10 protein-coding genes, 6 tRNA genes and 1 pseudogene are annotated in these 12,207 nt (G+C 48.7%); 2 read left to right on the top strand and 15 right to left on the bottom strand.

Features of this window, described 5'->3' with window-relative positions; genetic code table 11:
• Positions 1-65: 65 nt before the first annotated feature.
• Positions 66-905, top strand: coding sequence for a phosphatase PAP2 family protein (locus AC0MA3_RS03425; protein WP_474655182.1), 840 nt, complete (start codon positions 66-68; stop codon positions 903-905).
• Positions 906-980: 75 nt separating this feature from the next.
• Here AC0MA3_RS03425 and yajC read toward each other — a convergent pair whose 3' ends face one another.
• From yajC to AC0MA3_RS03385, 8 genes are all read right to left on the bottom strand, one after another.
• Positions 981-1,295, bottom strand: a complete 315-nt coding sequence (gene yajC, locus AC0MA3_RS03420; protein WP_074112186.1) for a preprotein translocase subunit YajC — start codon at positions 1,293-1,295, stop codon at positions 981-983.
• 51 nt (positions 1,296-1,346) lie between these two features.
• The gene (gene tgt / locus AC0MA3_RS03415; RefSeq protein WP_474655181.1) at positions 1,347-2,483 is read right to left on the bottom strand and encodes a tRNA guanosine(34) transglycosylase Tgt; all 1,137 of its coding nucleotides are present in this window, start codon (positions 2,481-2,483) and stop codon (positions 1,347-1,349) included.
• A gap of 21 nt (positions 2,484-2,504) precedes the next feature.
• The gene (queA, locus tag AC0MA3_RS03410; protein WP_379160957.1) at positions 2,505-3,533 is read right to left on the bottom strand and encodes a tRNA preQ1(34) S-adenosylmethionine ribosyltransferase-isomerase QueA; all 1,029 of its coding nucleotides are present in this window, start codon (positions 3,531-3,533) and stop codon (positions 2,505-2,507) included.
• A gap of 9 nt (positions 3,534-3,542) precedes the next feature.
• Positions 3,543-5,627, bottom strand: coding sequence for a SpoIID/LytB domain-containing protein (locus AC0MA3_RS03405; protein ID WP_474655180.1), 2,085 nt, complete (start codon positions 5,625-5,627; stop codon positions 3,543-3,545).
• A 41-nt stretch (positions 5,628-5,668) separates the two neighbouring features.
• On the bottom strand, positions 5,669-6,676 hold the full coding sequence (ruvB, locus tag AC0MA3_RS03400) for a Holliday junction branch migration DNA helicase RuvB (protein ID WP_379160953.1): 1,008 nt from the start codon (positions 6,674-6,676) through the stop codon (positions 5,669-5,671).
• Between the two features lie 29 nt (positions 6,677-6,705).
• Positions 6,706-7,329 (bottom strand): Holliday junction branch migration protein RuvA, encoded by a 624-nt coding sequence (ruvA, locus tag AC0MA3_RS03395; protein ID WP_474655179.1) that lies wholly within the window; start codon positions 7,327-7,329, stop codon positions 6,706-6,708.
• Positions 7,326-7,829 carry a crossover junction endodeoxyribonuclease RuvC gene (gene ruvC / locus AC0MA3_RS03390; protein ID WP_474655178.1) on the bottom strand — a complete coding sequence of 168 codons (504 nt, stop codon included), beginning with the start codon at positions 7,827-7,829 and terminating at the stop codon, positions 7,326-7,328. The genes ruvA and ruvC overlap by 4 nt, the downstream gene beginning before the upstream one ends.
• Before the next feature lie 234 nt (positions 7,830-8,063).
• The gene (locus AC0MA3_RS03385) at positions 8,064-8,834 is read right to left on the bottom strand and encodes a BofC C-terminal domain-containing protein (RefSeq protein ID WP_474655177.1); all 771 of its coding nucleotides are present in this window, start codon (positions 8,832-8,834) and stop codon (positions 8,064-8,066) included.
• A 314-nt stretch (positions 8,835-9,148) separates the two neighbouring features.
• Between AC0MA3_RS03385 and fabV the strand changes: the two genes are divergently transcribed.
• The gene (fabV, locus tag AC0MA3_RS03380; protein ID WP_474655176.1) at positions 9,149-10,339 is read left to right on the top strand and encodes an enoyl-ACP reductase FabV; all 1,191 of its coding nucleotides are present in this window, start codon (positions 9,149-9,151) and stop codon (positions 10,337-10,339) included.
• A 461-nt stretch (positions 10,340-10,800) separates the two neighbouring features.
• On the opposite strand, the gene AC0MA3_RS03375 is transcribed toward fabV, so the two are convergent.
• The 7 genes and pseudogenes from AC0MA3_RS03375 to AC0MA3_RS03345 form a co-directional block, all read right to left on the bottom strand.
• Positions 10,801-10,879 (bottom strand) — tRNA-Leu (locus AC0MA3_RS03375).
• Between the two features lie 23 nt (positions 10,880-10,902).
• Positions 10,903-10,979, bottom strand: a tRNA-Arg gene (locus tag AC0MA3_RS03370).
• A gap of 6 nt (positions 10,980-10,985) precedes the next feature.
• Positions 10,986-11,060 (bottom strand) — tRNA-Gly (locus tag AC0MA3_RS03365).
• Positions 11,061-11,100: 40 nt separating this feature from the next.
• A tRNA-Asp gene (locus AC0MA3_RS03360) sits at positions 11,101-11,178 on the bottom strand.
• Positions 11,179-11,185: 7 nt separating this feature from the next.
• Positions 11,186-11,259 (bottom strand) — tRNA-Met (locus tag AC0MA3_RS03355).
• Positions 11,260-11,378: 119 nt separating this feature from the next.
• Positions 11,379-11,453: transfer RNA gene (locus tag AC0MA3_RS03350), tRNA-Glu, on the bottom strand.
• 79 nt (positions 11,454-11,532) lie between these two features.
• Positions 11,533-12,071 (bottom strand): annotated as a pseudogene (locus AC0MA3_RS03345) (AAA family ATPase).
• Positions 12,072-12,207 lie beyond the last annotated feature (136 nt).

The raw sequence follows: 12,207 nt of genomic DNA, 5'->3' as shown, positions 1-12,207 counted from the left end.
CTCCTTAAAATATGGTAAACTGATTTTATATGACTTCATGCAGGATCAAGGAGGCTTCGATTGTTTTGCTTTACCAATCCATGAATTATGTAGTGCTGTACACGGTTGTAATTGTTGCTGTATTGATGTGGCTTAGTACCCTTCGCAATCCGCTGCTGGCTTTTGTTGAGATCGGAAAAGAACTTCTGCGCTCTTACAAATTCCTGCTGCTGGTTGTGGGTATGTTCGGTGTGCTGGCTCTGAATAAATACGAACTCCAGATTGAGAGGAAGCTGAATCTCACATCGGATTACACCTCATTCGTTTTTGGGCTTGAAGGCCATTTTGTCAGGAATTTGCAGCATCTATTTTTCACTCCCTGGCTGACGCCGATTATTGTATTCTTTTATATTTTCATGCTTCAGTCTGTGCTGGCCGCTTCACTCGGCGTCTATCTGCTGGATAAAAACCGGGTGATGCTGTATGCGACCTGCTATACGATTATTCTAAATTATGCGGTCGCCATTCCGTTTTATCTCTACTTCCCGGTGAATGAGGTCTGGTCCTATGTCCCGGCGGGTGTCCGGTTTACCATGCTGGATGTGTTTCCAAGGTTTGAGCAGGAATACAGACCACTTTCAGGGCTGAACAATTGTTTTCCAAGCTTGCACACGGCAATTTCTGTATCAACAGCACTGCTCGCTTACCGTTCCGGCAATCGGCGCTGGATGGCGATGACCACTGTGTCAGCGGTCATCATTGTATTCGGCATATTCTATCTGGGTATTCACTGGCTGACCGACATGATGGGCGGCACTCTGCTTGCCATTCTATCAACTACGGTAGCTGTCCAGCTCGCCAAGCTGACCTTGCGCAGCGGAGAAGCCAAACTCGCTGTCCGCAGCCGTGCAACTGAAATCAACTAATATAACCAAAGTCTACAGCATTAAAAAAGCGGCGTCCCCTTAAGAAGAGGACGCCGCTTTTATGTAATTTACTATTTACTCTTTGTCTTCTACTTCGACAACAGAGTGACTGATGGAGCCCCGGTCAAAGGTCAGCTTGGTTACATCATTTACCCGCAAGACCACAATATCATCGGAAATTTCCATAATCGTGCCGTGAAGGCCACCAATAGTCACTACCTTATCGCCTTTTTTCAAGGATTTTAACATTCCGTTGCGAGCTTTGGTCTTCTTCTGCTGTGGACGAATCAACAAGAAGTAGAATACTACAAACATAAGCACAAATGGGCCTACTAGACCCAGGATGCTACCGCCCCCTGAAGCTGCTGCAAAATGAAATTGCTGTACCATATTTCTCCCCCCTTTCCAAAAACACTAAAGCACAATCCAGCTGTAACCGTACTAGAAGCCTTTCAGATTATCATATAATCCGTATTGTGCAAAAAACTCATCGCGAAAATCAAGCAGCCGATCTTCCCTGATGGCTTCACGCACTTTACGCATCAAATCCAGCAGGAAATGCAAATTATGGTATGTCGTTAACCGCAAACCGAAGGTTTCATCGGCTTTGATCAGATGGCGCAAATAAGCACGGGAATAATTCCGGCAGGTATAGCAGTCGCATTCCGGATCGAGCGGCCCGAAATCACGTGCATACTGTGCATTGCGCACTACGAGTCTTCCTTGACTGGTCATCGTCGTTCCATTGCGGGCAATACGCGTAGGCAGGACACAGTCGAACATGTCCACTCCGCGGATTGACCCTTCCAAAAGCGCATCCGGTGATCCCACGCCCATCAAATAACGCGGTTTTCCTTGGGGTAGCAGCGGAACCGTATAATCCAGTACTTCATACATAAGCTGCTTGGACTCTCCGACGCTGAGTCCTCCAATAGCATACCCCGGGAAATCCATGGAAGTCAAATCAGCCGCGCTCTGGCGCCGCAAATCCTCATGCATACCTCCTTGAACGATGGCAAACAGCCCTTGGTCCTCAGGACGGGCATGGCTTTTTAGGCATCTTTCGGCCCAGCGTGAAGTACGTTCGAGTGACTTTTTAACGTAATCATATTCTGCCGGATACGGCGGACACTCATCAAAAGCCATCATAATATCGGAACCCAGGGCATTCTGGATCTCCATTGCTACTTCCGGCGAGAGGAACTTCTTGTCCCCGTTCAGGTGGGAACTGAAATGCACGCCTTCCTCAGTGATTTTACGCATATCACTCAGTGAGAAGACTTGAAAACCTCCGCTGTCCGTCAGAATCGGCCGGTCCCAGTTCATGAATTTGTGCAGGCCGCCGGCTTCGCGGATAATATCATGTCCAGGGCGCAGAAACAGATGGTATGTGTTGCTCAGAATGATGTGAGCGTCCATTTGCTTCAGCTCTTCTGGGCTCATTGTTTTGACCGTAGCGAGCGTACCCACAGGCATAAAGGCTGGAGTCTCAATAACACCATGAGGTGTATGCACCCGGCCGAGCCGCGCACCCGATTGTTTGCAGGTCTTAATGTGTTCATAAGTTATTGCTGCCATATATATAACCCTTCCTCTTGCTTAATAAATAAACATTGCATCGCCAAAACTGAAGAATCTGTACTGCTGTTCTATTGCGGCTTCATAGGCGGCAAGGATATTCTCCCGTCCAGCCAGCGCGCTAACCAGCATCACCAGTGTAGACTTAGGCAGATGAAAATTAGTAATCAGTGCATTTACCACGGTAAAGGTATAGCCGGGATAGATGAAAATATCCGTCCAGCCGCTGCACTCTTCTATTGGGCCGCCTTGGGATTGTCTCCCCACCGTTTCTAGTGTTCTGCAGGACGTTGTGCCAACAGCTATGATTCGTCCATTCCGGGCTTTTGCAGCATTAAGTACATCTGCTGTCTCCTTGGACAGAACAAAGTACTCAGCATGCATTACATGCTCCTCAACCTTCTCTACAGACATGGGGCGGAAGGTTCCAAGTCCTACATGAAGCGTAATATAGGCAATCGTGACGCCTTTAGCTTTGATTTGCTCCAGCAGCTCCCGGGTGAAGTGCAAGCCCGCAGTCGGTGCGGCCGCAGAACCTTCATGTTTGGCATACACTGTCTGGTAACGCTCGCGGTCATCCAGCGTCTCCTTGATATAGGGTGGAAGCGGCATGCTTCCCAGCCTGTCCAGAATTTCCTGAAAAATCCCTGTATAGATGAAACGGAGCGTCCGGCCCCCCATATCAGCCTCGTCTTCAATAACTGCACGAAGCTCCTCACTGAAAATAATCACTGCTCCGGTCTTCAGCTTCTTGCCGGGCTTCACCAGCGCTTCCCAGCGGTCTTCACCGAGATTCTTCAGCAGTAGAACCTCCGCCTTCGCACCCGTGTCTTCTTTTATGCCGAAGAGCCGTGCGGGAATCACTCGTGTATCATTCAGAACCAGTGTGTCACCGGGCTGGAATTGGTCCAGTATATCCGTAAAATGCTTATGCTGCAGTTGTCCATTGTCCTTATTCACGAGCAGGAGCCGTGATGCGCTGCGGTCAGGCAGCGGAGTCTGGGCTATGAGTTCTTCCGGCAAATGAAAATCATAATCGTCTACATTCATGGTCAGTCTTCATTCCTTAACTATAGTAACGTTATTAAAATAGTGTTGCAATATTTGTGTGTAATCATACCCCTTGTCAGCCATGCCCTTAATTCCCCATTGGGACATACCGAGCCCATGGCCATTTCCCCAGCCGATAAAATAAAAGCCGGAACTGTTCGTGACTGCCCTGGACGATGTATCTGCACCCATGACAACTGTACCGCTGCCTTTCACCGTCACGATGCCGGATGCGGACAGCACTCCAGTGCTCTGCGAGCTGTTAACAGTCCCCTTAGAGCCGTCAGCGCCTAATACAGTATAACTGCCGGCAGGTACAATATCAAACAATGTGCTGGGCAACCCGCCCAGTGCTGAGCGGAACAAATCAGGATATTTCACCTGCAGAATCCCACCATTAGCTTTCACTTGAGTTACTCTTCCAGATGGCCCGCGTTGTGCAACCTCCAGAGTGGCGATAGTCGACGGCAGGGAACTGCTAACCTTTCCTGTTAGACTCTTGAGCAGTTCCGCTGAGCTGTAAGGCCCTTTAATCCAGGTGTAGCTTCCATTCTCGTAGAACTGATCCAGAACTACAGCATTTTCACCGGGATTCAGCTTGCCTATGGGACTGACACTGCTCTCAATGACAGGTAACGGACGGATATTCACATCACTGGTGCTCGCTGTGGCCATATCAAGACCAGCCGCAGTTTTACTGCCAGTCAATTTGATATTGTCCTCCCGGGCATAACCCGAGACCCCGCTGTCAAGCAGCAGGTAATACCACTTCTTCGATGTAGCAACTGCGGCGGAATCCTCAGCACTGGCTACACTGACAAAAGCATTGCCTCCGTTGCCCCATACCTCCGACGGGTCAGCTGTCACACCACCGCTATTGGAGGAGAATACGGCTTCAACAACTTTGCCTCCACTCATCAACACTTCACCGGCGGTAGCATCCACTGCCTTGGTTATCACCGGTGCTTCAGCGCCGATACCGTTGTAGACTTGGCTGAGTGTAGTATCTACCACATTGGCTACATCAAAGCGGTTGCCCTGCGCCAGTGCATAACTACGTGCTGCTACGGCCTGTGCCTTAAGCGCCTCCTGCGGCCAACCCGAAGATACCTCTCCGCCAACGACTGCGTACAAATACTGCTCCAGTGGAACTTCGTTTATTACAGCCAAAGATCCGCCGAGTCCGCTAAGCTCCAGATTACCGCGATAAATACGTTTGGATCGTTCAAGCAGCTGAATGCCTGCAGAATTCCCAGACACCACAAACTTGGCTCCTGTGCCAGATACCTGATAGTGAAACGCTTGGCTCTCACTGCTCCAGTCCATTCCCGCATCCGTGCGGATCATCATTCCCGGCATGGCAGTTGCCCCTTCGGATATAGCAAGCTGCGGGAGCGCACTCGTTACAGCTGAACGCAGAGCAGCAAGATCACCGTCGCTCGCCGCTTCCCCCACCCACACTTCCACTTGTGTACTGCCGTCAGTTCCACTCACCAGCGTCTTCCAGGCATCAAACCCGGCAGCTGTGATCGTATTCATCACAGCATCCGCTTCCTGCAGGGAAGGAAAGGTACCGGCAGACAAATGTTTGCTTCCCGTCAAAGCCGGAACCTGCCCCTGAGGCAAGGCTAGGCCTGCTTTGCCGATCCGGTTCAAGCCTTCCTTAGCCGCATTTTCACTCGTATAAGGACCTGTATACAACTGATAGACAGGTGCTCCATTCCGTGAAGCTACAAAGAGCAGCGGTTTATCGGAGGTTGATTGAAGTCTTTTGGCAGCTTCTGCGGCTGCCTGCCATGTGGGGCTGTCCATTACCTTGACCTTATACCCGTCGAGGCTGATACGGATTTTGTTATTCGCCGGAATGGGCAGCAGCTTAGCACTGCCGGACATCAGGCTAAAGTCCATCGTTGAACTCAACGTCACGAAAGGGACGGTAGATTTATATTTGCTGCCAATATCGGCATACAGCGCAACCCGGATAGTTGCGTTTGAATCGGCGTAACTGTCAGCGGCAGGAACAAGAAGGCCGCCTGCAATAAGAACACCTGCAAGCAAGGTTACTCCTGTCTTTTTCCACTTGGCAAGCTTCATCTAGATGCCTCCTAAAAATAATAATGATAGCAGAACAACGATTATTTCGGCTGTGGAGGTATCGGGAGACCCAAATGCTGATAACCAGCAGGGGTCACGACCCTCCCCCGCGGCGTCCGCTGCAAAAAGCCAATCTGCAGCAGATAAGGCTCATATACATCCTCTATGGTCTGACTCTCTTCTCCAATCGTTGCAGCTATGGTGTCCAGACCTACAGGCCCGCCCCGGAAAGAACTGATCATGGAATGAAGCATCTTGTGATCAATGCTGTCCAGTCCGCGCGGGTCCACCTGGAGCATCTTCAGCGACTCTGCTGCAATCTCCGGTGTGATAATTCCATCGCCGCGCACCTGTGCAAAGTCGCGGACCCGCTTCAGCAGGCGATTCGCGATACGTGGAGTTCCCCGGGCACGCAAAGCGATCTCTTCAGCAGCATCGCCGAGAATCTCAATGCCAAGAAGCTCTGCATTACGGGAAACAATGAAGCTCAGTTCCTCAATATTATAATACTCCAACCGGCTGACAACACCGAATCGGTCCCGCAGAGGTGCAGACAACAGCCCGGCACGGGTTGTTGCGCCGATAAGTGTAAAGGGCGGCAGGTCCAGACGCACCGAGCGGGCGCTTGGCCCTTTACCAATCATGATGTCCAGCGCGAAATCCTCCATCGCCGGGTACATGACCTCCTCAACCGTACGGTGAAGCCGGTGGATCTCGTCAATGAACAGAACATCCCCCTGCTGAAGATTGGTCAGCAGCGCAGCCAGATCTCCAGGCCGTTCAATGGCTGGTCCGGAGGTTGTGCGTAGATTCACACCCAGCTCGTTGGCGATAATATTCGCGAGTGTTGTTTTTCCAAGTCCTGGCGGGCCATAGAGCAACACATGGTCAAGTGCCTCATTCCGCATTTTGGCAGCTTCTATATATATTTTCAGATTTTCTTTTACCTGATTCTGTCCGATATATTCCCCCAGATAACGGGGGCGCAGACTTAACTCCACCGCCTGCTCATCCATCATCAGGTTAGCCGATATAATCCGGTCATCCATCTATCTATCACTCCGTTCTGTCAAACACCCTATTTGGCTATAAACAGCAGCCCCAGCGCCTTCTTCATCAGCACATCAACAGCTCCAGTATCTGTGCCTTCTTTCTTCATAGTAAGCCATACACGGTCCAGTTCAGCGTCAGTATAGCCGAGGGCCTTCAGCCCGTCCCGTGCTTCCTCCCAAGGCAGCGCTTCTGCTGCAGCCTGTGCTTCAGCGGCTACGGCGAACAGTCCGGTCTGCATAGATGCTCCGCTCAGGCCGTCCAGCTTATCGCGGAGATCCAGAATCATCCGCTGGGCCGTTTTCTTGCCGATTCCAGGGAGCTTAGTCAGGAAGGTAATATTCTCCTGATAAATCGCTGAGATTAGCTGGTCAGGTGTTCCTCCGGTCAGAATACCCAGGGCTACTCGCGGGCCAATACCCGATACTTCAATCAGTTTACGGAACAGCTTCTGCTCTTCCCTTGTTGCGAATCCGAATAATAGGGTCGCATCTTCACGGGTCTGGTAATGAATATAGACAGTCATAGGACCCTCTGATTTGGCAAAAGCATATGGATTCGGACAGAACACCCGATATCCTACGCCTTGAACGTCCATAACAATATATTCTGACTCCAAATGTACAACCAGTCCTCTTAAGTAATCTATCATTTTCGCAATACCTCATTTAATTTGGAATTTAGACTTACGGAATGGGCATGGCATACCGCAACCGCCAGAGCATCCGCCACATCATCAGGCTTAGGTACAGCCGATAGCTTCAGCAGCAGCTTAACCATTTCCTGTACCTGCTTCTTCTCCGCCTTGCCATAGCCAACCACAGCCTGCTTCACCATCATTGGTGTATACTCTGCAACGGGAAGTCCAGCCTGGACAGCAGCCAGGATCACTACGCCTCTAGCCTGTGCTACCGGAAGCGCTGTGGTTACATTGCGGCTAAAGAATAGTTTTTCTACAGCAACCGCATCCGGCTTGTATTTATCAATCAGCTCTACCATTCCTTCGTAGACATGCAGCAGACGTTCCTCTTCCGGTGTATGCGCCTCGGTCTGAATACACCCGTACTGAACCGGGGTTAACTTATTTCCTACTTTATCTACAAAGCCGAAGCCGACAATTGCCAGCCCCGGGTCAATTCCCAAGATGCGCAAATCCAATCTCTCCTCTTAATCAGGCAGAATATTCCTACTGTTTCATCCATTTCTCCGCCGTGAAGCGAACATATGTATTCCTTCTAATCATTATAGCAAAATCTATCTTCCCGGAGTATAAAAGTTTCTGGTCTACCGAGAATAGGAACTTTGGTCCCAGCGTATCGACAAAACACAAAAAGGCCGCTCTGGCTGTAGCACATCAGCACAGAAGCGGCCTTGGTTTCGTATAAGTTAATCCTCACTTTGCATAACCTGTTCTGACGAGTCCCTTGCATAATCACTGAAAGTGGACAGAACGCTATTGTATTCTTCAACATCCTGTACACGGATACCCTCATGCAGCTGATTCAGAATATCCTCCGGCAACGAGGACTTCATAGAGCCCATATCCATTTGAAAAAAAGTTTTCAGCACCTTCTCATCCGCTGGTGGACCTTTGAAGAGATTCAGATTGCCATACTCATCCATCCCGATAAAAGCATCTTTCTTGATTTGGGGTGACAAATCATTAACACTGTGTTTCATCCACAAATCACCATCTGCACTAATCCAGCCTTTCCAGTCTGGGTGTGCAGCAATGACCTCTTTTAGTTGATCAATCGACTTCTTCTCCGGAAGAGTCAATGTCTCATCACCGGAAATATATGTGGTTATTAAGTGGACCGTTCGGCGAAACGGCTCTGCACTTACCGCCATGAGCAGCTGCTTATGATCAAGCACAACTGCCTCTTCACTGCTGTTGTCATCAGTATGGCTGTATACTGCGGCTGCAGCTGACACACTTCCTCCAATATGGCCGGTTTGCACCTGATGACTTAGCCCGCTAAGATTGTCTGGTACAGTCCATGCTGAATCACGCAACAGGCTGCTGAGTTCCTCCGGGACCTGCATACCGCGCCAGGCCAGCATCGTTAAGACGATACAAGCCGCTCCTACCCAGGGGGCCTTTTTCCAACGTCTCCATCGCCGCCACAATTGTTTCTTTAAGCGAAAAGCATTCACGTGGATCCCTTCATTCTGCTTTTTCCCTATTGTGACCTGTGGAGGGAACATTTATGCGCAGAAGCAGAAAATTTGCCGTATATCCCGGATTTCATTCCCTATGACCAACCAGACTTAATGGGCCGAACAGGCGCAATAAAGCGGCGACAATTTCTAATTAACTTCCTATTCACCATAGAAATAGCAGTTTTCACTATCACCCCAATGTTCTAATATATATAATAATACATTCATACTTATCTTTCTGCGTCATCATTTGCTATACTCTATATTAGTGAAAAAAGTTAAAAACTAAAACAAAGGGGTAATCCTTGATGATCATTCAGCCAAAAACCCGCGGATTCATTTGCACAACCGCCCATCCGGTAGGGTGCTCCAAACAAATACAAGAACAAATTGATTATGTAAAATCACAAAAGAAGTTAACCGGACCCGTGAACGTGCTCGTTATCGGTGCCTCTACCGGATACGGTTTGGCTTCGCGGATTGCTGCCGCTTTTGGAGCTGGAGCCAATACGATCGGTGTGTTCTTTGACAAAGCTGCTGAAGGTGTCCGTACCGCTTCTGCAGGCTGGTATAATTCCGCCGCTTTTGAACAGGCAGCTGCAGAGCAAGGCCTCAAATCCCACAGCATCGTTGGGGATGCCTTCTCTGATGCTATCAAAACCAAAACCATCGATCTTATTAAGGCTGAGTATGGCACGGTGGATCTTGTAGTGTATAGTGTTGCTTCTCCGCGTCGTACCCATCCTGTAACGGGTGAAACCTTCTCCTCCGTGATTAAACCGGTAGGCACTGCTTATACCAACAAAACCATGAACTTCCATACCGGAGAGGTTTCTACGGTTACCATTGAGACCGCGACAGACGAAGAAGTCCGCCAGACAATCGCTGTTATGGGCGGGGAAGATTGGGGAATGTGGATTGACCAGCTGCAGGAAGCCGGAGTACTGGCAGATGGGGCAACCACAGTAGCCTATTCTTACATTGGACCAAAGATTACCCATCCGATCTACCGAGATGGAACGATTGGACAGGCCAAAAATGATCTGGAGCAGACTGCTATCGCGCTGAATCAGAAGCTGGCTGCAAGAGGCGGACGTGCTTTTGTATCGGTTAACAAAGCGCTTGTCACACAGTCTAGCTCGGCCATTCCCGTTGTTCCGTTGTACATTTCAGCACTGTACAGAGTGATGAAGGAAAAAGATCTGCATGAAAATTGCATCCAGCAAATGTACCGTTTATTCGCAGAGCATCTGTACAATGGCGGTAAAGCTGCTGCAGACGGCAGCCACCTGATTCGTATTGATGATTGGGAAATGCGCGAGGATGTACAAATCGAGGTTATGAGACGCTGGAATGAGCTTGAAACGGATAATGTTCCTGAACTGGCAGACCTTGAAGGTTATCGTGAAGATTTCTTCCACCTGTTTGGCTTCCAGACTGAAGGTGTGGACTACGAGGCCGATACCGATCCTTCGGTAGAGATCCCCAACCAGGTTTAAAGCTTGTTGAAATATCGCTCTTCAATTGACGAAGAAGCCGCTCCCTGTAGTTCGGGAGGCGGCTTTTCGCATTTACAATTTTATCACCTGCATTTCAAAACTTTTATATCTCTTCATTTATATGCTTCGGCACCTATTCAGCAGGGCATTATAACTTTCCATGAATTCAAGCTGCTCATGCTCTCCAAATAGTTTTTTATTTTCGTGGTATTATGGCTTGGATTTAGGCAGATCTATGTAATCTCATAAAATACAAATGTAATGATCTTTTCGTACAGCAGATTAGTTTTGTCAGCCAACGGTAATGCCTTCATGACAAGCCCGGCCTCATCACAGTTCAAGCTTCAGTGGAGCATATTCAAGCAGGTTGCCAGTCCTCAATAGAACTTTACCAGGTGACTGACAGATAATAAAAATAGCCTTGTAAACCGCCAAAAGCGATTAACAAGGCTATTGAGTTATACCGGCGAGAGGACTCGAACCTCCACGGTTTCCCACTCGATTTTGAGTCGAGCGCGTCTGCCATTCCGCCACGCCGGCGTATTATTGTTTATAAGTAGAAATGGCGCGCCCTGAGAGATTCGAACTCCCGACCTTTTGATTCGTAGTCAAACGCTCTATCCAGCTGAGCTAAGGGCGCAAATTATGGAGCGGACGACGGGAATCGAACCCGCGACCCTCGCCTTGGCAAGGCGATGCTCTACCGCTGAGCCACGTCCGCACACGGTATGTATATCATTTATAACTTAAGTAAATATTGATGGCGGAACCGACGGGATTCGAACCCGCGATCTCCTGCGTGACAGGCAGGCATGTTAGGCCAACTACACCACGGTTCCAAATTAATTGCGGGGGCAGGATTTGAACCTGCGGCCTTCGGGTTATGAGCCCGACGAGCTACCGGGCTGCTCCACCCCGCGTCAGTAATAAATGTTCTATTCATTGAAAGAAGCAACTTAATGATCTTAACACATTCTGGCCCTAAATGCAAACCTTATTAACACCATTGGTCTAAGAACTCATAAGCAATAAAAGAAATTGGTGACTCGTATGGGATTCGAACCCATGTTACCTCCGTGAAAGGGAGGTGTCTTAACCCCTTGACCAACGAGCCTCATACACTTTAATAATCTTTCGACAACAAAAAATATTATATCAATATTTTGAGATTAAAGCAACATAAATATTTCATTTCAGTGTCCACGGTTCCTTGGCAAAAGTGTGATACCTAACTGTAGTGCAATACTCTCTGCCACATCTTCTATGGACAGCAGTTCTGTGTCCAAATGATAGTGGAACACCTCGTCTTTCAAGCACTCAACGCATCGATCAATCTGCTTGGCAGACCATGAGTACTCTCCCTCTCCACGGCTGCGTAATCTTGTTAAAAGCGTTTCACGGGAAGCGCATAAGGTAAATTGAGTAACCAGTGTCCCCTCCTCCCTTAGTCTGCCTATAATCTCCATAAAAAGGTTGGGTCAGCAATTGTCATTGGTACAATAACCGTACCACCGTACTCAGTGTCTATGTACTTCAACATTAGATAATTAAAATCTCTCCATAGAGAATAGTCCTGAAAATCTAGTTTTGATATAACTGGCGGTATGTTATCTCTAATATAGAAACCTGTATTTTCAGGGTCAAAAACAAAAGATTGTGGTAGCCTGCGATGCAGTTCATAAGCAACTTGTGTTTTCCCGTAACCAAACGAACCATTCACCCAAATGATCATAAGAGCACCCACAAGATATCACATTTCTCAATATATACAAAAAAGCCATTATCGAGTAATCGACAATGGCTTTCAGTGCTTGGCGGCGTCCTACTCTCCCAGGACCCTTCGGTCCAAGTACCATCGGCGCTGGAGG

Source organism: Paenibacillus sp. LS-5 (assembly GCF_056121505.1).
Note: the sequence above shows the minus strand (reverse complement) of the source record. Positions and strands in the feature narration are given on the sequence as shown.

What these genes read in the sequence shown, in the direction of transcription:
- tgt (WP_474655181.1), bottom strand. Translation starts at nt 2,483, where the DNA reads ATGGCAGCAATAACTTATGAACACATTAAGACCTGCAAACAATCGGGT.
- ruvB (WP_379160953.1), bottom strand. Translation starts at nt 6,676, where the DNA reads ATGGATGACCGGATTATATCGGCTAACCTGATGATGGATGAGCAGGCG.
- AC0MA3_RS03405 (WP_474655180.1), bottom strand. Translation starts at nt 5,627, where the DNA reads ATGAAGCTTGCCAAGTGGAAAAAGACAGGAGTAACCTTGCTTGCAGGT.
- fabV (WP_474655176.1), top strand. Translation starts at nt 9,149, where the DNA reads ATGATCATTCAGCCAAAAACCCGCGGATTCATTTGCACAACCGCCCAT.
- ruvA (WP_474655179.1), bottom strand. Translation starts at nt 7,329, where the DNA reads ATGATAGATTACTTAAGAGGACTGGTTGTACATTTGGAGTCAGAATAT.
- yajC (WP_074112186.1), bottom strand. Translation starts at nt 1,295, where the DNA reads ATGGTACAGCAATTTCATTTTGCAGCAGCTTCAGGGGGCGGTAGCATC.
- queA (WP_379160957.1), bottom strand. Translation starts at nt 3,533, where the DNA reads ATGAATGTAGACGATTATGATTTTCATTTGCCGGAAGAACTCATAGCC.